This is a genomic window from Paraburkholderia sp. TE9906 (assembly GCF_056279605.1).
Genome location: NZ_JBWCCT010000006.1, coordinates 578,469 through 599,067, shown reverse-complemented (window position 1 = coordinate 599,067; position 20,599 = coordinate 578,469). Strand labels below are relative to the sequence as shown.

Genomic DNA, 20,599 nt, shown 5'->3' with positions numbered 1-20,599 from the left:
GCACCGCTTCGTTCTGCGTCGCTGCATCAGCAGCAGAGAAACGAGATTATGGAGAACTTCCGCGGCGCCGTCAACAGGTTTTTATCACTCACTCAACCTGCCCACCGCGCTGGAAGCCTTGCCATTGCTGGCTTTCCCGCTTCTCTGTGCCCCGGTATCCGAAGCACGAAAGAGCGGAATTCTAGCGAGCCCCAAGGGGACTTGCAAGCGTTATTTTGACAAGCCTGGACTGCATCTGAATCGGTGCGAAGACAGCGACATCAGCGACGAATCGAGCGCGGGCAGAAACACCGACTCACGCATCTACATGTTTGCGCATCGCCCGCTCGACCACATCCAGATAATGATCGATACCCGGCGTCGCGCGACGCTGTTCTTTCGCGCGGTCGTCCCATTTCCGCAAACGCAGCGCATCTTCCGCATAGGGCTTCCGTAGAAACGCCTCGGTTTCCTCCGTGCTGAAGATGCCGCCCTGCAATTCCAGACTCCGAACCGAATCGGCGGAGAGCTGCCCAAAATACGTCTCGTCGATCGCGCACAGGCAGCGCTTCGCGTCGACGTGCAAGCGGATCGGCTCCAGCACCGCATCCGGCAGCACCGGCCGCAAGAACGGCAGCGCGAAATACTGATGCAGATCGTCGATGCCCCGTTCGGTCGGCGTATCGCCTTGCAGATTGAGCAGATGCCCGAGGTCGTGCAAAAATGCGGCGGCGACCAGCTCGTCGGTGGCGCCCTCCCCCTCGGCCAGTGCACCGCTCTGCAACGCATGCTCGAGTTGCGTCACCGGTTCGCCGCTGTAGGCCAGATTTCCGTACCGCTCGAACAGCGAACGGATGTCGTTCAAACTCAATGCCACGCTCTCACTCCTAAGGTAATGAAAGGGTCTTCAGATTGGCGAAGCTCTTCATCGCTTCCTGAACGCCTTCCTTGTAGCCAAGCCCTGAGGCCTTTATGCCGCCGAACGGCGTGAGCTCGATCCGATAGCCGGCACTTCCCCCAATGTTGAGCGTCCCCACGCGCAATTCGTTGATGAGGCGCGTGACCGCCGAGAAGCAAATACCGTTCAGTTGCCAGCCGAGCAGGCCGCGCACCTTGTCCTTCGTGGTGTCCGCAGCCACCGCGGCGCCCGCCTCGGCGACGGCGACGGCGACGGCGAGCAACGTGCCCGCGCGCAGGTAGCGAGGTCGTTCATCATCACCGTGGCGCCCGCGCCGCCGTTCGCCTGCGGGTCCCAGAAGTCATTACCGCAGATGCCGTGCACCGACGGCGGCACGCCACACACGATCGACAGGTGGTTCGGGTCGGTGAACGACGGGATCACACAGTCGCCCTTGAAGGCCGCACCGCCTGCGAGCATCTTGCCGATGGAAGGCGCGACGCCGGCCACGACCGCGGCGTCGAGATAAGCGAACTCGCAGCCGTCGACGCGCACCACGACCGTCGCTTGCAAAGGCAGCCGGTAGCGGCGGCCGTCGACTTCGATCGTGCGTTCGCCAGAGCTTGCCATCGTTGCCTTCCATGCGTGCGCGGCACGCGTGCTGTCGTCAATCCGTTGCAGCCGCACCTGAGCAATCAGTCTTTCAATTGTTCAGAAGCGGAGCGGGCGGCAATTTCGCCGGTGCTGCGGCAACCGCTTTACTCGCCGCTCTACCGGCCATCTCGCACGCCGCATGCGCACGCTGCAAACCACCGTTCACATGCGCGCGCATCAGCGTCGCGGCAAGCTCGGCGTCACGCGACGCGAGCGCCGTCAGAATCGTGCGATGCTCGGCCAGCGAGCGCTCCATCGCGCCGGCATGCACCGCCAGCGTGGCGCGACGAAAGAGGCTCAACTCGCTCACCAGCCTGCGATACGTCTCATACAACTTCAGGTTCCCCGACGCCGCCACGAGCGCGTCGTGAAACGCCATGTTCGCGCGCGTGTACGCTTCGTGATCGCGCGCGTCGGCTGCGGCGCGCATCGCGTCGAGCCAGTCACGCAACCCCGCGAGCTGGCCCGCGTCGATGCTCGCAGCCAGCATCCGGCACGCGGCTTCTTCGAGCACCGCGCGCACCGCGTAGATCTCTCCCGCTTCCGCCAGCGACACCGTGCGCACGAACACGCCACGGTTCTTCTCCATGCGCACGAGGCCGGCCTGCTCCAGCGCGCGAAACGCCTCGCGCACCGGCCCGCGCGACACCCGCAGACGCGCAGCCCAATCGGCTTCGTTGAGCTTGTCGCCGGGCGCAAGCAGACCTTCGACGATGTGCCGCTCGATCTCGTCGCGCACCAAGGTGGTCAGCGAGTGCCTACGCACCACTTCGATCGGATCGGCGGAAACCGTTCGCATATATTCGGTCATTTCGACAAATTTTGCCACATCGATCGATAGATGCCGACGCGCCGCCACGGCGCACCACCCAGGCATGGAGCGGGCGTCAGTCCGCCCGACGACGCGGGACGCGCGCGGCGATCAACACCAGCGCGGCCAGCGAGACCAGCAGCAGAATCAGCGACAGCGCGGAAGCCGGCAGGTAATAGCCGCGCTCCACCTGCCCGACGACGACGATCGGCACCGTCGCGAAACCCGGCGGATACACGGTGAGCGTGGCGCCGAGTTCGCCGAGCGAGAGCGCGAAACCGAGCGCGAGACTCGCGCGGATCGCCGGAACCAGTTGCGGCAGCACCACGCGGCGCAACACCATCGACGGCGGCGCACCGAGGCTCGCCGCCGCTTCGCGCAGCACCGTCAGCTCCGGGCGCAAAGCAGCGGCCGCGCAGCGGTAGCAGAACGGCAGCACCAGCGCGAGCTGCACGAACACGACGATCGCCGCCGAGCTCGACAGATCCACCGGCCGCTTGTGATAGGCGATCAGCACGGCGAGACCGAGCACCACGCTCGGCACGCCGTTGGGCATCATCGCGATGGTGTCGACGATCGCGCCGAGCCCCCGCCGGTCGCGTCCTTCGAGTGCGAGCGCGAGCCACAGGCCGAGGATCGTGCCGAGCACCGCGACGCCCATGCCGACTTCGAGGCTGGTCGTCAGCGCGTCGAAGTCGCTCGAACCGAGACGCTCGAACCAGCGCATGCTGAAACCGTCGGGCAGGATCGTACCGGACCAGTGCGCGGCCACGCTCGACAGCGCGACCACCAGCACCGGCAGCACAAATAGCCAGAAGCACAGCAGCGCGGCGAAGCCGAGAAACAGGCCGCCGAGCATGCGCACCAGCAGACTGTGGCGCACCGGCCGCGCCTTCTTGTGCATAACCGGCAACACGGTCGGGTCGAGTTCAACGGCCATGGCCCGCTCCTTTCGCCTTGCGACGATTGACCTGGCGATACAACGCATATAGAGACAAAGACATCATCAGCATCACGACCGCGCCGGCGGCGGCGGTCGGCAGATCGAGGTCGACGGTAGCGGCGCTGTAGATCGCCACCGGCAGCGTGATCAGATGCGCGCTGCCGAGCACGAGCAGAATGCCGAACTCATTCAGTGTCAGCAGGAAACAGAGGATCGTGCCCGCCGCGATGCCCGGCCACGCGAGCGGCAGGATCACCTTGAACGCGACCATCAGGCCGTTCGCGCCGAGGCTGCGGGCGGCTTCGATCAGACGCCGGTCGAGCATCGCGAACGAGGCGAGCGTCGGACGCACGACGAACGGCGCGTAGAACACCACTTCCGCGAGAATCACGCCGCCGATGCCGAACAGGAAGTCGAGCGGCGGCGCCTGCAGATTGAAGAGCCGCTGCAAGCCGATGCTGACCGAGCCCTGCGAGCCGTACAGAAAGATCAGCGTGAAGGCGACCAGAAACGACGGGAACGCGACGAACAGTTCGAGAAAACGGGTGATCAGCCGCGCGCCGGGGAACGGCTTGAAGAACAGGATCGACGCGATCGCCACGCCGAGCAGCGACGCGAGACCCGCGCTCGCGAACAGGATCCACAGCGTCGTGCCGATCACGCCGCGCGTTTCGGGGTTGCCGAAGAAGCTGGCGTAAGCCTGCACGCTCGGACCGTGCGCGCCGGTCAGGCTGAGCATCACCAGCCGCACGAGCGGATAGATGACCAGCGGTCCGAGCACGACTACTGCGATGAAAAGCAGATGCCATTGCGCCGCGCGCTCGCGCCGCTTCACCGCGGCCGTATGCGCGGCAGCGCTGGCGCTGCGGCGCGCGGCGGCGGCAGCGTCGGCCTCAGACGCGCCGAGCGCAGCGGACGTATCAGGGGTTGATAAGGACGACATCGTCAGCCTCGTAACGCAGGGAAACACGCGCGCCCTTCTCCGGCATCATGCCGTGGCCGCGCTGCATGGTGACGAGCACCGGCTCGTTGGGCAACGCGTCGAGCACGACCGAGACCGACAGCACCGCGCCGTACCATTCGACCGATGCGATCGCGCCATGCAACTGCCCCTCGCCGAGCGGCACGATGCGCAGCGCCTCGGGACGCAAACATGCGACGCGGTCGCGCACGTTATGGCGCACGTCGTCCATGCCGAACGCGATCTGCGGCGGCAACAGATTGGCCGCGCCCAGATAACGCGCGACGAAACCATTGGCCGGTGTGTCGTACAGCTGCTGCGGCGTGCCCAGTTGCGCGATGCGGCCGTCGCGCATCAGCAGCGTGCGGTCGGATAGCACCAGCGCGTCGTCCTGATCGTGCGTCACGCAGACGATCGTCAGATTCGGCAAACGCTCATGCAGCGACTTGAGTTCGGAGCGCACCGACGCGCGCAGATTGGCGTCGAGTGCGGACAGGGGTTCGTCGAGCAGCAGCACGTCGGGCTCGATCACGAGCGCGCGAGCGAGCGCCACCCGCTGCTGCATGCCGCCCGACAGTTGCGCGGGCATCACGTGGCCGGCATCGCCCAGTTGCACGAGCTTCAACGCGTCGGCGACGCGCCGCGCGATGTCGCGCGCCGGCGTGCGGCGCGCGCGCAACCCGAAGGCCACGTTATCGAACACCGACAGATGCGGGAACAGCGCATAACTCTGAAACAGCAAGCCGAGATTGCGCTTATGCGGCGGCACGTGCGTGAGATCCTGACCGGCCACGGTCAGCGTGCCGGCGAGGCCGTCCGCTTCGATGAACCCGGCGATGAAACGCAGCAACGTCGTCTTGCCGCAACCGCTGCGGCCGAGCACGGTAAGCAGTTCGCCGCGCTGGATGGTCAACGACAGATCGTCGAGCACCGTGCGCGACCCGAAGCGCACCGTCAGATGATCGATCTGCACGCCGCCCGGCGCGTCCGAATGGGCGGCATCGAGCGCGTCCGGTGAGGCGTCGAGCGCGCCGGGGTGAGCAAGACTGGCCGTATTCACCGGGTTGATCCTCCAACAAGATTGATGCTGACGCGGCACCTCGCGTTTTTTCCTGCAAGGCGCCGCCTGACTCTTTACGCCACGCAGCTTGCATCGCTGCGTGACGTCACTCCATGACGTGCAAACCGCCGGGTCCGACGGCTTACTTCGGCTTGACCACTTCGATCTGCTTGCCCGACGAACCGATCACCTCGTTCTTCCAGCGCGCCGTCCAGTCGGCCTTCTTCGCCATCACCTGGTTCCAGTCCACCGGAATCAGCTTCACGCCAGAAATGGCCTGCTTGACGGTTTCGCCGTTCTTGCCGGCGAGCGGCACGTCGGTGCGGCCCGGAATGCCGAAGATGTCCGGCACCTTGGCCTGCACTTCCGTCGACATCAGATAGTCGACCAGCTTCTTGCCTGCGTCCTGGTTCGGACCGTTCTTGATCAGGCCGATCGCGTACGGCAGCTGAAAGGTAGTCGGCTGGCCGCCGGGCGCGGCGGCAAGGAACACCGGCTTGAGCGACAGGCCGCCGTTGGCCGCGTCGTCCAGATCCATCTGCAGGTCGCCGTTGGCAACGGCAATTTCGTTGCGCGAGAGCAGCACGTCGAGGTAGCCGGTGCCCTTGGTGTGGAACTTGGCGCTCTGCTCGAGCTTCTTCAGATAATCGAACGCCTTGTCTTCACCCATCAGCGACGTGGTCAGGATGATCACCGCCATGCCGTCGCCCGCCGTGGCCGGGTTCGAGTACGCGACCTTGCCGCTGTAATCCGGGTGCAGCAGATCGGCGAAGGTCTTCGGCTGGTTCTTCGTGACCTCGGGGTTGATCGCGAACGAGAAGTAGTTGTTCACGAAAGTCGCCCACGCCCCGTTCGACGCCTTGGCGATCGCGGGCACGTTCTTGTAGTTGGCGCTCTGGTAAGCCTGCAGCAGGCCGGCTTGATCGGCTTGCTGGATGAACGGCGGCAGCGTGACGAGCACGTCGGCCTTCGGCTGATCCTTTTCGATGGTCGCGCGGTTCACCACTTCACCACTGCCCGCCGTGACGATGTTGACCCTCACGCCTTCCTTCTTTTCGAAGGCCGGCAGCACGTCCTTGTAGAGGTTTTCCAGGCCGTCGGCGGTGTACAGCACCACGGCGCCGGCTGCGTGCGCCTGCATGGCCGCGCCGCCGAATGCCGCTGCGGCGACCAGCGCCGGCAGCAGTTTGCGAACGAGGCCGGCGCTCGCGTGAAGGGAATTCGTTTTTGTCATGTCGCTTTTCTCCGAAAGGCAAAGAACCAGACGGTCGGGAAGTCCCGATACCTGTTGTGATTGAACGGCGCCGCGCGCCGTGCCGCTTGCGTGTTGCCCGCGACCAGTTGTCGTGCCGGTCTGCGACGATTGCAGATTGCCGACAACTTTGCCGCTTCTTCCCCAGCCTGCCTTACAGCCCACCTACGAGCCCACCTACGACACTCGCGCTGCCGGCCATGCCTGAACGGGCACGGCAAGAATCACAGGTTTCAATGACAACGCGATGACTATTGTGGTGAATTCCAAAAAACGACACAATTCGCCAATAAAGTCCAAGCGCCGCGGCCGTTACCCTTGCTGACGCGGCGAACGGTCGAGGTCGAAGGAGGCTTTGCTCTGCCTTTGAAAACCGCGCGATCGGGTCGAGCATCGAAGAGCCGCGCGGCGCTTCTTCGCGGACGCGCGAAGAAGCGGCATGGCCCCAGCCTGGTTCGTCGGACGCCGCGTTCGATCGCATGCTTCGGCGCCTCTGTGGCGGGCTCGCGAAATCGTACACGGTGAAAATGACGCTGTATGCATCCTGCTTCAAACGCAGCGGCATTGGCGCGCCCGGAACGGCTGCGATTGACTCGCGCCTCGCCCTGGCTGTGCGCTGGTTCTGGACGACGGCGCGTATTGTGCCCGCCCGCTGGGGTTCTTGCAGCGAGTGAGGGTTCATATCGACGAGGCGCTTGGCGCAAGGAGCCAAAGCAATCCCGCATCCGCATGACAACAGCACCGTCCCACTCCGACGCCTTCAGGCAATCAGAATTTCCGGCCCATGCGCGGTAATCGCCTTGCCGAGCGCACGCTCGGGCGCGAGCTCGGTCACCAGATAGCGCGCCGATTCGATACCGTTGATCCGCACCGGCGTCACGCGACCGAACTTCGAATGGTCGGCGACGATCACCACCATGTCGGCGGCGGCGATCATGCGGCTGCGCACCTCGGCGGCCATGCGGCTGTAGTCGCTCAGATAGCCGTCCGGTGAAATCCCGCCCGCGCCGATGAACGCGAAGTCCGCGTGGTATTGCGTGAGCTGGTGGACCGTGTCGAGCCCGAAGGTGGCGTCTTCGATATCCGACAGTTCGCCGCCGAGCAGCGTGACGCGGTTCTCGTTGCGCCGACCGAGCAGCAGCGCGATGCGCCAGTCGTTCGTATAGACCACCAGCCGATGCCGGTCGAGCAGCGCACGCGCCACCGCCTGCGTGGTGCTGCCCGAATCGATGATCAGCGATGCGCCATCCGGCACGAACTCGGCCGCACGCTCGCCGATCGCCCGCTTCGCCCCCGCGTTGGCGGCTTCGCGCGTGTCGAGGTCGGGCTCGCGCCGGTCGCTCGACAATGCGCCGCCGTGCGTCGTGACCAGCAGGCCGCGCCCGGCCAGCGCATTCAGATCGCGGCGGATGGTCTCGCGCGACACGTTCAGTTCGCGCACCAGCTCGGCGACCGAGAGCGCGCCGGTTTTGGCGACTTGCGCCAGGATGTATTGGTGACGTTGTTCTGCGAGCATCTATGGAAGGCCGGCAAGCCGGCACGCTTGAGGTTTCGCCACGGTTGGAGAAGGCCGGCGTATTGTAGTACGCGATGCGCGACGATGCGCCGGCAGGCGCGCTCATCCGCGACTTACCTGCTAACCTTGGTGCCCCGGCCGCGCGCCGGCGTCAGGCCGATGCCTGCCGATACCGCTGGTCCGTCAACCGAACTACCGATGCCGCCACCGTTTCGCCGTCTACTTCTGCTGTTCCATGCGTTGCGTTACGGCGCGCGGCTGATCTGGCTCGCCGCGCCGCCCGAACACAAACTGCACTGGATGATCCAGCTGGTCGGCCGCGTGCACGCGTCGGGACGCAGCGGCCAAAGCCTGCACAACGTGCTGCCCGCGCTCGGGCCGCTCGCGAGCCGGTTCGCGCAAACGCTCGCCGAACGGCCCGAACTCGCGGGCGCAACCCTGCATGACGCAATCGACGCGATCGATCATCTGGAAACCCCGCTGCAGCCTCACGAATCCGCCGAGGCGCTGGCGCGCGCGTTCGGTCAGCCGCTCGCCACGCTCTTCAGCGCGGTCGACCTCACGCCGATGCGCGTCGGCTTTGCCGAGCAAACGCATCTGGCGCGGCTCGTCGTGCCGGTGAAAGGTCATCGCGAAGTGGCGATCAAACTGGTGCGCGCCGATCAGTTGCAACAAATCGGCGACGAACTCGCGCTGCTGCGCTGGGTCGCGCGCTGGCTCGAAAAACTCTCCGGCACGGCGCGCCGCCTGAAATTGCGCGTGCTTGCGCAAAGCTTCACCGACGACATCCTGCGCCGCTTCGATCTGCGCGCCGAAGCCGCCAACCTGAGCCAGACCGGCCATCATTTCGACGGCGACAAGCGCATCGTCGTGCCGGACGTGATCTGGGAGCTGTGCACCGCGCACACGCTGACGATGCAGCGCATCAGCACCTTGACGACGAGCGACCTGCCGGGCCTGCACGCGCATCACATCAAGCTCGCGCCGCTCGCCGCGCATATTGTTGAAGTCGTGTCCGAGCAGGCGTTCGAGCATGGCTTCTTTCACGCCACGCTCGATGCGCGCCGCGTGCGCGTGAGCATCGAGCCGGACACGCTGGGCCGCCTCGTGCTGGCGGAGTTTTCGATCATGTCGACCCTCTCCACCGGCGAGCGCGAGTTCTTCGTGCACGGCGCGAGCGCACTGTTCGAGCAGGACTACGGCCGCCTCGCCGACCTGCACCGCGATGCCGGACACGTGCCGCCCGATACGCGCGCGGAAATGCTCGAAGCCGAGCTGCGCACGCGCGCCGAAGCGCACTTCGCGGCGGCGCCGGAAGACCGTTCGGCGGGTTCGCTGTTTCATTATCTGCTGCATGCGGTGCAGCCGTTCGCCGGCGCGGTGCCCGCGCGCCTCGCCACCGCGCAGCGCTCGTTCCATCAGGCGGAGATGCTGGCGCGCGCGTTGCATCCCGGTGTCGATACGTGGAATATCACGCGCGGCGTGATCGCGGACATCGCGCGGCGCGACGTCGATCATCGCGGCTGGATCAAGCGCATCTCGCGCGAACTGCCGCATCTCGCGCATATGCTGCCGCGCATGCCGCAACTGGCGGTCCGCTATCTTCAGCATGAGTATGCCCGCGCACGCACGCCGCAGCAGAACGCGCAGCTGATCGCGGATATCGGGCGCGAATACCGGCACACGCGAGTGCTGCTGTGGGCGTGCGTGCTGTGCGGCGGAGCGCTCGGCGCGGGAACGATCCTGCTGATGTGGTGATGAGGCCGAGACGCGACATCCGCGTGAGACGTGCAATGTGCGGTCGGGTCGGCCGAACCGATTGCAGCTTCGAACAAGACACGCCGTCCGTTTGCCGACAAGATGACGGCTTTTCCCGCTAGCCGTTGCCATGCTCGCTTCCTTCATTGCCGCTGTGTTCGTCGTGCTGTGGTCGACCGGTTTCGTGGTCGCCCGCGCGATCACGCCTTATGCCGACCCCAATCTCTTTCTGCTCGCGCGCTTCGGCGGCACCGCGCTGATCTTCGCGCTCGCCGCCGTGCTCGCGCGCGCGGCATGGCCGACCGGCCGCGACTTCGGCAAGCATCTGGCAGCGGGCGCACTGCTGCAAGGCGTCTATCTCGGCGCCGGTTATTGGGCTGTCGCGCAAGGTCTGAGCGCCGGCGTGATGGCCTTGCTCGGTGCGCTGCAGCCGCTCGCGACGGCCGCCGTCGCGGCGCCGCTGTTCGGCGAGCGGCTGTCGCGGCGCGGCTGGAGCGGCATGGCGCTGGGGCTCGCCGGCGTCGTGCTGGTGCTCGAACCGAAGCTCGCATCGGCCACGCCGCCAACGCATGGCAATGCGCCTGGGTGGCTCGTCGTATTCATCTCGATCGTTGCGGTCGCCGCGATCACGGCGGGCACGCTGTTTCAGAAAACCTCGCTGGCAAAGGCCGATATTCGCAGCGCGAGCGCGGTGCAGAATCTCGGCGCAGCGTTCGTCGCGGTGATGCTGGCGCTCGCGCTCGGCGAGCATCGCTGGATTGCGTCGACCACCTTATGGGTCTCGCTGGCTTGGGGCATCGTGATGCTCTCGGGCATCAGCGTCACCTTGCTGGTGTGGATGGTCAGACGCGGCGACGCGGCACGCGCCACCGCGCTGATGTTCCTCGCTCCGCCGCTCGCTGCGCTCGAAGGGTTTGTCGGCTTTGGGGAGACGTTGATGCCGTTGCAGATCGCCGGATTTGCCGTCGCGTTGGTGGGAGTATTGCTGGCGCGCTCGTGAAGGTGGTTTGGGGTGTTGGGGCGCCAGGGCGGCGGGCCTTGTGCTGGGGGGGGCGGGGCTGGTGGGTCGGGGCTGGTGGGTCGGTGCTGGTGGGTTGGGGCTGGTGGGTTGGGGCTGGTGGGTTGGGGCTGGTGGGTCGGTGCTGAAGGTTGGTGCTGGTGCTCCTGCGCTGGCGGCACTTATGTCGATGCTCTTGCGTAGACCCGTTGCCTTGCCCCTCGTCGAGCACTCGCCGGCACGCCTCAGTCAGCCGTGTCCACGCCCACCGGCACTTTGGCGCGCGCCTTCTCCCCTGGCAAGGGGGCCCACGCCGGTCGGCTCTTGCGCGCGGAATCCACCACGACGATGTAGCGCCCGGCCCAGGGCGTGATCTGCCGGTCGCTTTTCAACACCCACAGCGATTTACCCGAGTCGATCAGCGCCGCGTATTCGGCATCGAGAACGCCATAGTGGTCGAGAAATGCATTGAGCGACGCGGGCATCCGCACGCAGCCCTTCGAATGGCGAATTCCGAGCAACGGTTCGAGCCGGTCGGGATCGGTGGAATGCATCTGGAAGCGCATCTGCGACACGCCGCCCTTGCCCCACCCACGCTCGCCCTGCGCCCAGCCGAGGTCGAAGATCCGCATATCCCGCCTGCCGTAGCCACGGATGTGGTTTTCGTTCTGCGTGCCCTCGGAGCGGAAATCCATGTTGGCGGGCGTATGTTCGAACACGCCGAGCGGCGTGATGAAATGGTCGAATTCGCCGGGCCGGCCGGTCGCAACCGGCGACGCGCCAATCATCTGCCAGGCGTCGGCCGGGACCGCGCGAAAGTAGATCAGCAGCGCCTGAATATTGGCGTTGCGATCGACCAGCACGACGTACTCGCCCGACAGATTGCCCAACGTGTTCGCTTCGAGCGCTGTTTCCAGGCGGTCGGCATAAGCGCGCTGCTCGGCGGCAGGCACCTTCAGGCGGCGTGTCACATTACGCGCGAACACGTCGCGCAGCAGAAACGCCCGGCGTGGATCGACGACGCCGGCGGCATCGGGTGCGGCAAGCGCGGCCGCATTGATGTCGAGTGACGGACCGTTTGCCTCGATCGGTGCCGGCGCCGAGGCCAATGTCAGTGCCGCTGGCGATACCGTCGCGTGAACCGGCGCAGCCATCGCGGCGACATACGACAGTGCGCACACGACGGCACCCAATGTGCGCGTCAGAATCCGGCAGGCTTGCGTGACGGAAACAACGTGGGAAATCACGTGAGAAATAACGTGAGAAGCGACGTGAGAAAAGACCTGAGAAGCAGGCGTGCCGCGGTTGATACACGCCGCGAACCCCGTGCGCGCCGCACGCGGCATACCACGCCGATGCACGACCGACGCGAAAGTCAGGCGGTCCAATACAGGCTGGCCAGGCCGATCTGGATGGTTCATCGCGTATTAGGGCAAACCTGATTATTATTGACTGCTCGCCGGGTCACGCGGCGCTCGGAACGAGGATGTTACTCAGCACATTGCATTTTGTCGATGAAGATACCGTCAATTCTTCAATTCAATCGAAATAGGCCGAGCCTCTTTAACAAGCTGCGCGACAGTTTAGAAATAAACGCAATAGGGATTTAAAGCCAAAATCAGCGATAAAACCGAGACCGATCCATCACTTCATTGCAGCAGCAACTGTGCCACGGTCGCCCGTTCGTCGTTTCGTTATTTATCTTACTGGCGCGCGAGCGTTCATGGCCGACACCATGTCAGCACGGAAGGAACCCGGAAAATCATGACACAAGACGACAAGAAGGCCCGCCAGGCGGGCATCACAGCCGAACTGCACGTCCCTGCCGAGTTTGACGCCGAGCAGGAAATCGAGCGCCGGGTCGCTTTTCTGGCGAACTACCTGAGCAGCAGCCGCCTGAAAACTTATGTACTCGGCATTAGCGGCGGCGTCGATTCGACTACTGCCGGTCGCCTTGCACAACTCGCAGTCGAACGATTACGCGCCGATCATTACGACGCGCATTTCGTCGCAATACGTTTGCCTTACGGCGAGCAGAAAGATGAAGCCGACGCGCAACAGGCATTGCGCTTCATTCGTGCGGATGAAAATCTCACCATCGACATCAAACCCGCGGCCGATGCCATGCTTGCCGCACTGGATAAAGGCGGCGTGCCATTTAATGACGAATCGCACCAGGATTTCGTGCACGGCAATATCAAAGCCCGCCAACGCATGATTGCGCAATACGCGGTGGCCGGCGCGCGCTCCGGCGTGGTGATCGGCACGGACCACGCAGCCGAGTCGGTGATGGGCTTCTTCACCAAGTTCGGCGACGGCGGCGCCGACGTGCTGCCGCTCGCCGGGCTGAGCAAGCGCCGGGTGCGGGCGGTGGCCAAGGCGCTGGGCGCGCCCGAAGCGTTGGCGCACAAGGTGCCGACCGCCGACCTCGAAATGTTGCGGCCGCTGCGCCCCGACGAAGACGCATACGGCATCCCCTACGACACGATCGACGACTTCCTGGAAGGCAAACCCGTCAGCGATGCGGCGCGCGACATCATCCTGCGATTCTACGACGCGACGCTTCACAAGCGCGCGTTGCCGTACACGCCGTTCGACTGGCCGGCACAGGGTGGTGGGCAATAAAAGCGGGGGAAGTGACGGCGGGAAACTGCGGCATCAACCTGAACCGGCGCGCGTTCCTGCCGCGCCGCATTCAAAAGTTGAACCGCGGAGGATTACTGCGCGGGCGGCTCGTCAGTGAACAGGTCGGCACTCGCTTCGAGCGTCTGGCCGCCCAACTGCTTGCCGTGAATCTGCCGCGCGATCACATCGCCGACATACGGCACGTTCGCGTCAAGTTCGACCGTGGCGTACGCGCCGGGTGTGCCGGCGTCGGTCACCTCGACGTTTTTCGCATAGTGCCCAAGTTCGCGCGTGAGGAATTCCCGCACTTCCTGCTCGCTGCACGATTGGGCAATGTTGCGCACGATCAGATTCATACGGCCTACCCGCGACGCGCGTGACGCTCGGTATGTCGATCCGCGTCCCGTATGCGCACGGGGCGCAGCGCAGCGCGCTGTTTCGCCTGAGCGGCGGCGAATTCGCGGATCACTGCAACACCGGCGGCGCCCAGGGCGACCAATGACAGATAGAAGGCAATCATTTAAATCTCCTCTGCGAAATTCGTCCTGCAATCTGGATAGCCACAGTCGATAGTCGAAAACACGGCGATGCGACACGGTACTTAAAAAACGGACTGAAACTCTCCGTCAATGCACTGTACCTGAATAAGCAGACTCGGAAATAGCAAAACATCTGTTCATTTGACGCAGTGCGGGGTCGGGGCGACGCCTCGGCAGCAACGCGGCGACCGCAAAAAACGGGCCGCGGCATCCTGCGGGGGACGTGCGCGAGAGGCGGACTGATCGCGGGAATCAGTCCGCCGCTTCCACATTGGCCGCACTCACCCACCAGGCGTTCTTGCCCTGCGGCAGTTGAACCAGCACCGCGGACGGGTCGTCGACACCGTCGTCGGCAATCTCACAAACGGGCAGGCCATCGGGCAGGTGCTTCACTTCGCCGGCCGCCTGGAACAATGCGATGCGCTGCGCGCTCAGCGGCCGCAGTTGGCGGTACACATCGAAGCTGATTGCCGCGGGTACATCGCCGCGAATCTGCAACGCGTCGGCTTTGCCACAGTGGATCGGCTCGGCCGCGAGCGCGGCGGCGCTGCCGGCGAGGCAGCCGAAAGCGAGCGCCACTGCGGCAAGACGTGAATGGGTCATGGTGATTCTCCGAAAAAATGAGGACAGCAGGCTGCGGGAGCGGCAAGCAGCACGCCTGAATAGCGCGAATGAACAACGAACGCAATTGGGCCGCAGAGGTCGAGGTGCGGCCTCAGCGCGCGCCGTCGTGTTCGGCGCCCTGCCCGTCGTCGCCACCGGCGGCGACGTCGAGCCGGCTCACGTCGCAGGAGGTCTGGCCGAAGCCAGAATAAACCATCGACCAGTTACCGACGATCGTGGCTTGCGCCTGGGCGAGACTCAGCTTGCCTTCGCAGACGCAACGCTTGAGCATGACCGCCGCGCGCGCCTTGCGACGTTCGCCCTCGCGGCCCGCCCACGGCAGAAGATCGAGGTTGGCTGGAGCGTCCGGCGAACCGCCGAGTACGAGCGGCACACGCCGGTCGAGCGCGAAAGCGACGCCGTCGTCCGTATCGATGCCACGCTCGGCCAGCATCTGATCCTTGCGCGCCATCCATTCGTCGAAAGGCGGCGCGACGGCGTCCGCATAGCCGGGCCGGCAGATCGTTTCGCGGATCGATTGCTGTGTCACGCGTTCATCGAGCATCTCGCTGTCCTGCGCGTAGGCATGCGTGATACGCAGAGCTAACGTCGTGGCGAGGCCCAGCAGAAGCACCGCGCGCCGAGTTTTGCGAACGGGACGCGTCCAGCCGCGCTGGTCCACGCGTGCCGGCGGCGTCGCCCCATTCGCACTGCGGGTTGGGTGGCCGAAAAAGTGAGTAAAACGCGTGTGTGTAAGGCCTGCGTTCATTCGTCGGCGCGCCGGCTGCGGCGCGCAATAGTTCAATTCGCAGACCAATTAAAACACATTCAATATACGTATGTACAAAAGCGCCGCCATGGCAGGCGGGTCGCGCGAGGCTTTCGGGGCGGGTCGTGGAGGTCGCTGGGAGCGCATCGTCGTAGTTGCGTGAGGTACGTCGGGCGAGATCGCAGCCGTCTTGCCCGACTCCCCGCACCGCTTCACCCCCGGCGGACGCGACACTTTGTCCCGCTACGACTTCGCCACCCGCGCCTGCAGAGCGCGAATCCGTCCAAGCGCCTGCTCATTGGACACCGTTGCGTCATACATCTGCGCGAGGTCCGCCTTTAGCGCGGTGCGCGAACCGCCGTCTAGATAAATCATGTGCCCCGACGGATAGAACCGCGCCGACAGATTCTGCCGGACCTGCTGACTGAGCAGCGGCATCTGCTGCAGATCGAGCACGGTCTGATAGAACGGCGTCACGTAATCGAAGAAACCGTTCGCCGACAGCACCTTCAGATCGGGATTGAGCGCCATCACCGCGGCAAGATCGCCGGCGGTGTACAGAACGATGTTGCCCTTCGAGTCGAGCCCCTTCTGCGCGCCGGTTGGATCGATGTGGCCGAAATCCCAATACTTGAAGGCCTGATCGTTCAGGTCGGTGAACGACGAATTCGACGTGTACTTCAACTGCTCGTTCAGATACACGTTCCACATCGTCGTATAGACGCCGGTGACCGCCGTCATGGTCGGATCGTTGCCGCCGGAGTTCGGATCGATCTTGCCCGCAATGCCCGTGTCGATCGCCGTCACGCGGCCGTCGTACTCACCGAGTGCAAGCCCTTGCGACTTCAGCAGCGTGGTCAGGAAAAGCGAATTGCCGCGGCTGTCATACGCGGCGATATCCAGGCTCCACGCGAGCAGCGTCGTTTTGTCGATGCCGGTGTATTCACTCAGTTTCTCGACCGTCGCCGTGTCAGTGGTCGGAAACTTGCGCAATGCGGCCAGGTAATCGGTGCGCGCGAATTGCGCGACTTCCTCGGCGAACACGCCGAGATCGGTCGGCCGCGGCGCGAGCCCGAGCTTCTTGTGGTACCACGCGTCCGCGGCGGCCGTGGGCAGCGTGCCGACCGGATTGCCGGATTGCGTGTAATCGAGAATCGACGATTGCAGCGTGATGCCGTTCAGATCCACGCCGTCTTCGTGCAAGCGGTACGCCAGCACGCAACTGCGTGCCGTGCCATAGGATTCGCCGAACAGGTACTTCGGCGAATTCCAGCGGTTGTTCTTCGTCAGAAAACGCTTGATGAACTGCTTGATCGAGTCCGCGTCCTGATCGACGCCCCAGAAGTCGCGGTTCTTCTTCGGCGCGATCGCCGCCGAATAGCCGGTGCCGACCGGATTGATGAACACGAGGTCGCTACGGTCCAGCAGACTGTCCGGATTGTCTTCCATCGCGTACGGCGCGGGCGGCGTGAAATTCGGCATCGACGTCTTGATGCGGCGCGGCGCGAACGAGCCCAGCAGCACGAATACGGACGACGACCCCGGCCCGCCGTTATAGAAGAACGTCAGCGGACGGGCTTCTTCCTTCTGGTGGTCCTGCGTGAACGCCACGTAGAACATCCGGGCTTCCGGCTGCGAACTGCTCGGGTCGACGATCACCAGATGACCCGCCGTCGCCGTGTAGTTGATCTTGCGCCCGCCAAGCGTCACCGAGTGATGCGTCACCGCCGCGGTTTCGGCGACTTCGGTGACGGAATCGTCCGGCCCGTTGCCATAGGCGACCGGATCGAAGAACGGCTGATCGCCGGTTTTGCGCGCGGCGGCGGACGCCGAGGTGGTCGAAGCAGAAGAATTGTGCGGCGACTGCGGACTAACGGAAGCTGACTCTGTGTTCGTCATGATCGCTCCATGGGTTCGTTCACGCCTGGTTATACGTCGCCCTTTGACGGGCGCTTTCTTCGGGACGTCTCTACAGAGACTTCCTTTCAGCGGCCCTCGACGACGAAGCTTCCTCCGGGTGCGTTCCCTGAGGATGCTTCATCATGTGTCGCGAAGCGGACTGCCTCCGAGCCCCCGAGGGACACGCAAGGGGCCATTCATCGGGACCCAGCAATTTGCAGACTATAGTGCGGCCGCCACCTTCTGACCATTGGGACTGCCGAGGCCCGTGCAGGCATCCCAGCCGGTGGCCGCCGCAAAGCTGCCGTTGTTGCCTTGCGTGATGTCGTTGCATGCACCCGGCGCCTTATACAGCTTCGGATTGACGAAGCCGGCCGGCTGCCCTTTCGCCGCGTTGATCCGCGCAATCAGCGCAGCCCACAGCGGCGCGACCGCGCTGGTGCCGCCGACCACCGTCTGCGTGCCGTCGATCAACACGCTGTAGCCCGTGACCGGCGACGCGTCGCCCGCCACGTCGGGCACGCCGCGCCCGCTGAGCGGCTTACTCCCGCCGCCAGAAGACTTCGCCGACAAACCCTTCTGCCACACCGGGACCGGGAACGCCCGGCTCACCCCGCCGCCGCCCGCGCCGCCTTGCGCGCCGTCGTTCCACACCACCTCGTGCGAGATCGACGTGCCCGCCGCGGTCAGGCTCGTGCCGCCGCAGGCCAGCACATAGGGGCTCGACGCCGGGAAGTCGACCTGATCGCCGCCGCTCGCGCCGTCGCTCGAGCCGCTGTCGCCGGAGGCCGCGCAGACCGTCACACCGAGCGCCGCCGCATTCTGCAGCACGCTGTTGAACGCCTTCAGGGACTGGCTGGTCCAGATCGATTCCGGGCCGCCCCAACTGATCGAGATCACCGACGGCTTGTTGGCCGTGTCGTGCACCGCGCGGCTCACGGCGTCGATGAAACCCGCGTCGCTGTTCTGCGTGAAATACACGGCGATGGTCGCGCCAGGTACGATCGCGCCGACGATTTCGATATCGAGCGTGACCTCGCCGTCCGGCCCATTCGGGTCGCCGCTCGGATGATTGCCGCCTTGATCGACACCGACCGATTTCACCGTGGGCGAAGCCACGCCGAGGCTCGCGAAATAAGTGTTGAGATCGGTGGTGTTATAGCCTCCGCCGAGTTCGATAATGCCGACGCACTGCCCTGCGCCATCGCCTTGCGGAAACTGATAAAGCGATGCGAGTTGCGGCGGCGTGAAAGACGCCTGGTGCGCCTTGGCCGGCACGAATGGCGGCCGGATGCGAAAGTGCGGCCGCGCCTGCGGCCGGTTGTCGAGCCCGAGCACCGCTTCGACCACGCCATGCAGATCGTCCGGCAAGCTGATCGCGCCGGTGCGCCCGCGGAACTGGCCGGCAGTGTGGTGTGCGTAATGTTCCAGCTTGACCTCGAACGCGCTCTGGAATTGCGCGATCGTGCCGCTCAACAGAACCGAGCGCGCCGCCGGATCCTCGCGCACGACCGTCAAGCCGTGCGCGGTGGCGAAAGTCTTCACCTTCGCGACGTCGTCCGGCGCGGCGCCGTAATCTTGGGCGAGCGTCTCGCGCGACAGCGGCTGGACGCCGGGGTCGCCGGCTTCGATCCGGCTCATCAGCGCATCGAACTGCGCCTGCTGCTGACGGCGCAGCATCACGAAAACCTCGATCCGCTCCGCTGGATCGCATTGCCCAACGACCTTCGAACCGAGTTCTTCTGTTCGCTCGCTTCCCGGCAACGGGTGCTTGTTGACCATGATGTCGACTCTCCTGTAAGCGTGACGGCCCGGGCCGCAAAGTGGACCCGAGCACGGCGCGCGCCTGCCCGGCTCGATGGCATGGCGCTCGGCGGCCGCTTGCTGATTCAACGGCTTCCTCAAACCGTCCGACCCAAGCATTCGAACACAGTTCCGGCGCGAACGGCAGTTATCCGGATGGCCAATGCGCGCTGCGGCAATGCGCATCCCGCGCCGCTCGCGCTATGATGCTGCAGCGGCGATCCAGCCGTTGCATTGCCTCGCGCGCCGTCCGCGCGCCCGATCGAAGAATCAGAGGAACCCCATGTCAATTTCGATGTATCAAGCATCCCTGCCCGTGCTGATTCGCGGCCTGACGAACCTGCAAGGCATCCTGGGCAAAGCCGAAGTGCACGCTGCCGAGAAGCAGATCGAACCTTCGGTGTTCACGAACGCCCGGCTCGCGCCGGACATGCTGCCGCTGGTGCGTCAGGTCTATATCGCGAGCGATACCGCCAAGGGTTGCGCCGCGCGTCTGGCCGGCGTCGAAGCGCCGAAATACGAAGACGTCGAACAGACCTTCGACGAGCTGCAAGCCCGCCTTCAGAAGACGATCGATTACCTGAAGGAATTCACTGCGGCGCAGATCGACGGCTCGGAAGAGCGTCCCATCACGCTGAAGATGCGCACGGGTCCGATCGAGTTCACGGGGCTGTCGTATCTGCTCGGGTTCGTGCTGCCGAACTTCTATTTTCACGTGACGACCGCGTACGACATTCTTCGTCACAACGGTGTCGAACTCGGCAAGCTGGATTACCTGGGCGGCATCAAGTAAAGCGAGCACCGGCGTGCGGCGCGGCACGCGTTTGACGCGACTCCCGCGATGCGTCATGCCGCGATGCTAGATGCGTGGCTGGAACGCGATGACCGCCATGCCGGCCAGCGTCAGCGCAACGCCGGCCGCGTCCCACGGCGTGGGCCGCACCCTGTCGACGCACCACAGCCACACAATCGCCACCGCCACGTACACACCGCCGTAAGCCGCATACACGCGGCCTGCAGCGGTGCCGTGCAGCGTCAGCAGCCACGCGAACAGAGCGAGGCTGAGCGCGCCGGGCAATAGCAGCCACGCGGAGCCGCCCTCTTTGAGCCAGCGCCACGGCAAATAACAACCGACAATCTCGGCAACGGCGGTCACGGCATACAGCAGGAAAGTTTTCATCGAAGGTGGCAAGCGGGTGGTCGTGTCGCCGCGTACGGATGCGCGGCGCCCTATCGGCTTTATTAACACAATCACCTGGCGAAGCGGGCATGCCGCGTGCGACAGTTCTCGCTCCCAGTTCCCTGTGGGCTATCGGTCATGAGCGTCGCGTCACCCTGTATCGACATCTGCAAGTTCGACAGCAAAACCGGCTTTTGTATCGGCTGCCTGCGCACGCGCGACGAATGCAAGACCTGGAAGAAGATGAAGGACAAGCATCGCCGGAAGATCATCGAAGACCGTCCGCGCCGCGAGCATAAGCTGAAGAAGTGAGCGGCTCGCGGGACCATTGCAACGAACCGTTCGAGGCATC

Annotated in this window: 21 protein-coding genes and 2 pseudogenes; 6 read left to right on the top strand and 17 right to left on the bottom strand. The window is 64.7% G+C overall.

All coding sequences use genetic code 11. The features are described from left to right. Positions 1-219: hypothetical protein (locus ACZ9H4_RS19620; protein WP_476120366.1), on the top strand; the 219-nt coding region annotated here is incomplete at its 5' end. Between the two features lie 76 nt (positions 220-295). Here ACZ9H4_RS19620 and ACZ9H4_RS19615 read toward each other — a convergent pair. The 9 genes and pseudogenes from ACZ9H4_RS19615 to ACZ9H4_RS19575 form a co-directional block, all read right to left on the bottom strand. After that, on the bottom strand, positions 296-856 hold the full coding sequence (locus ACZ9H4_RS19615; RefSeq protein ID WP_476120364.1) for a phosphonate degradation HD-domain oxygenase: 561 nt from the start codon (positions 854-856) through the stop codon (positions 296-298). Positions 857-866: 10 nt separating this feature from the next. Next, positions 867-1,040, bottom strand: a pseudogene (locus ACZ9H4_RS19610) (aldehyde dehydrogenase family protein); the annotation flags it as partial. A gap of 3 nt (positions 1,041-1,043) precedes the next feature. Continuing rightward, positions 1,044-1,507 (bottom strand): annotated as a pseudogene (locus tag ACZ9H4_RS19605) (alkaline phosphatase family protein); the annotation flags it as partial. Between the two features lie 73 nt (positions 1,508-1,580). Next, on the bottom strand, positions 1,581-2,342 hold the full coding sequence (locus tag ACZ9H4_RS19600; RefSeq protein WP_476120392.1) for a phosphonate utilization associated transcriptional regulator: 762 nt from the start codon (positions 2,340-2,342) through the stop codon (positions 1,581-1,583). 76 nt (positions 2,343-2,418) lie between these two features. Then, a complete protein-coding gene (gene phnV, locus ACZ9H4_RS19595) occupies positions 2,419-3,282 on the bottom strand; it encodes a 2-aminoethylphosphonate ABC transport system, membrane component PhnV (protein ID WP_408149745.1) in 864 nt (287 codons plus the stop codon). Then, positions 3,272-4,228 (bottom strand): 2-aminoethylphosphonate ABC transporter permease subunit, encoded by a 957-nt coding sequence (phnU, locus tag ACZ9H4_RS19590; RefSeq protein ID WP_408323905.1) that lies wholly within the window; start codon positions 4,226-4,228, stop codon positions 3,272-3,274. The genes phnV and phnU overlap by 11 nt, the downstream gene beginning before the upstream one ends. Continuing rightward, positions 4,206-5,306, bottom strand: a complete 1,101-nt coding sequence (gene phnT / locus ACZ9H4_RS19585; RefSeq protein ID WP_476120362.1) for a 2-aminoethylphosphonate ABC transport system ATP-binding subunit PhnT — start codon at positions 5,304-5,306, stop codon at positions 4,206-4,208. The genes phnU and phnT overlap by 23 nt, the downstream gene beginning before the upstream one ends. Before the next feature lie 142 nt (positions 5,307-5,448). After that, positions 5,449-6,540 carry a 2-aminoethylphosphonate ABC transporter substrate-binding protein gene (gene phnS, locus ACZ9H4_RS19580; RefSeq protein WP_408149739.1) on the bottom strand — a complete coding sequence of 364 codons (1,092 nt, stop codon included), beginning with the start codon at positions 6,538-6,540 and terminating at the stop codon, positions 5,449-5,451. A gap of 778 nt (positions 6,541-7,318) precedes the next feature. Continuing rightward, positions 7,319-8,074, bottom strand: a complete 756-nt coding sequence (locus ACZ9H4_RS19575; RefSeq protein ID WP_121321486.1) for a DeoR/GlpR family DNA-binding transcription regulator — start codon at positions 8,072-8,074, stop codon at positions 7,319-7,321. Between the two features lie 198 nt (positions 8,075-8,272). Between ACZ9H4_RS19575 and ACZ9H4_RS19570 the strand changes: the two genes are divergently transcribed. Both ACZ9H4_RS19570 and ACZ9H4_RS19565 read left to right on the top strand, forming a co-directional pair. Next, positions 8,273-9,832 (top strand): ABC1 kinase family protein, encoded by a 1,560-nt coding sequence (locus tag ACZ9H4_RS19570; protein ID WP_476120359.1) that lies wholly within the window; start codon positions 8,273-8,275, stop codon positions 9,830-9,832. Positions 9,833-9,962: 130 nt separating this feature from the next. Beyond that, positions 9,963-10,832: a DMT family transporter gene (locus ACZ9H4_RS19565; protein WP_408152985.1), complete on the top strand. Its 870-nt coding sequence runs from the start codon at positions 9,963-9,965 to the stop codon at positions 10,830-10,832. A 242-nt stretch (positions 10,833-11,074) separates the two neighbouring features. Here ACZ9H4_RS19565 and ACZ9H4_RS19560 read toward each other — a convergent pair whose 3' ends face one another. Then, positions 11,075-12,076, bottom strand: coding sequence for a L,D-transpeptidase (locus tag ACZ9H4_RS19560; RefSeq protein ID WP_476120357.1), 1,002 nt, complete (start codon positions 12,074-12,076; stop codon positions 11,075-11,077). A 517-nt stretch (positions 12,077-12,593) separates the two neighbouring features. On the opposite strand from ACZ9H4_RS19560, the gene nadE reads away from it, so the two are divergent. Next, positions 12,594-13,454: an ammonia-dependent NAD(+) synthetase gene (nadE, locus tag ACZ9H4_RS19555; RefSeq protein WP_408149733.1), complete on the top strand. Its 861-nt coding sequence runs from the start codon at positions 12,594-12,596 to the stop codon at positions 13,452-13,454. Positions 13,455-13,546: 92 nt separating this feature from the next. On the opposite strand, the gene ACZ9H4_RS19550 is transcribed toward nadE, so the two are convergent. The 6 genes from ACZ9H4_RS19550 to ACZ9H4_RS19525 all read right to left on the bottom strand — a co-directional run bounded on the left by ACZ9H4_RS19550 (position 13,547) and on the right by ACZ9H4_RS19525 (position 19,046). Next, complete coding sequence (locus ACZ9H4_RS19550; protein ID WP_408149731.1) at positions 13,547-13,810, bottom strand: RNA-binding protein; 264 nt, start codon at positions 13,808-13,810, stop codon at positions 13,547-13,549. A gap of 5 nt (positions 13,811-13,815) precedes the next feature. Next, positions 13,816-13,974: a hypothetical protein gene (locus ACZ9H4_RS19545; protein WP_408152988.1), complete on the bottom strand. Its 159-nt coding sequence runs from the start codon at positions 13,972-13,974 to the stop codon at positions 13,816-13,818. A 271-nt stretch (positions 13,975-14,245) separates the two neighbouring features. Then, positions 14,246-14,596 carry a hypothetical protein gene (locus ACZ9H4_RS19540; RefSeq protein ID WP_408149728.1) on the bottom strand — a complete coding sequence of 117 codons (351 nt, stop codon included), beginning with the start codon at positions 14,594-14,596 and terminating at the stop codon, positions 14,246-14,248. Between the two features lie 112 nt (positions 14,597-14,708). Further along, positions 14,709-15,365, bottom strand: coding sequence for a hypothetical protein (locus ACZ9H4_RS19535; RefSeq protein WP_408152990.1), 657 nt, complete (start codon positions 15,363-15,365; stop codon positions 14,709-14,711). Positions 15,366-15,608: 243 nt separating this feature from the next. Beyond that, positions 15,609-17,264 carry a S10 family peptidase gene (locus ACZ9H4_RS19530; protein ID WP_476120353.1) on the bottom strand — a complete coding sequence of 552 codons (1,656 nt, stop codon included), beginning with the start codon at positions 17,262-17,264 and terminating at the stop codon, positions 15,609-15,611. A gap of 222 nt (positions 17,265-17,486) precedes the next feature. Further along, positions 17,487-19,046 (bottom strand): S53 family peptidase, encoded by a 1,560-nt coding sequence (locus tag ACZ9H4_RS19525; protein WP_408152993.1) that lies wholly within the window; start codon positions 19,044-19,046, stop codon positions 17,487-17,489. Between the two features lie 304 nt (positions 19,047-19,350). Between ACZ9H4_RS19525 and ACZ9H4_RS19520 the strand changes: the two genes are divergently transcribed. After that, positions 19,351-19,860, top strand: coding sequence for a DUF1993 domain-containing protein (locus ACZ9H4_RS19520; protein WP_408152994.1), 510 nt, complete (start codon positions 19,351-19,353; stop codon positions 19,858-19,860). Positions 19,861-19,926: 66 nt separating this feature from the next. On the opposite strand, the gene ACZ9H4_RS19515 is transcribed toward ACZ9H4_RS19520, so the two are convergent. Next, the gene (locus tag ACZ9H4_RS19515; protein WP_408152995.1) at positions 19,927-20,247 is read right to left on the bottom strand and encodes a YnfA family protein; all 321 of its coding nucleotides are present in this window, start codon (positions 20,245-20,247) and stop codon (positions 19,927-19,929) included. A gap of 138 nt (positions 20,248-20,385) precedes the next feature. Here ACZ9H4_RS19515 and ACZ9H4_RS19510 point away from each other — a divergent pair, with 138 nt between their 5' ends. Then, positions 20,386-20,559: a DUF1289 domain-containing protein gene (locus ACZ9H4_RS19510; protein ID WP_408149716.1), complete on the top strand. Its 174-nt coding sequence runs from the start codon at positions 20,386-20,388 to the stop codon at positions 20,557-20,559. Positions 20,560-20,599 lie beyond the last annotated feature (40 nt).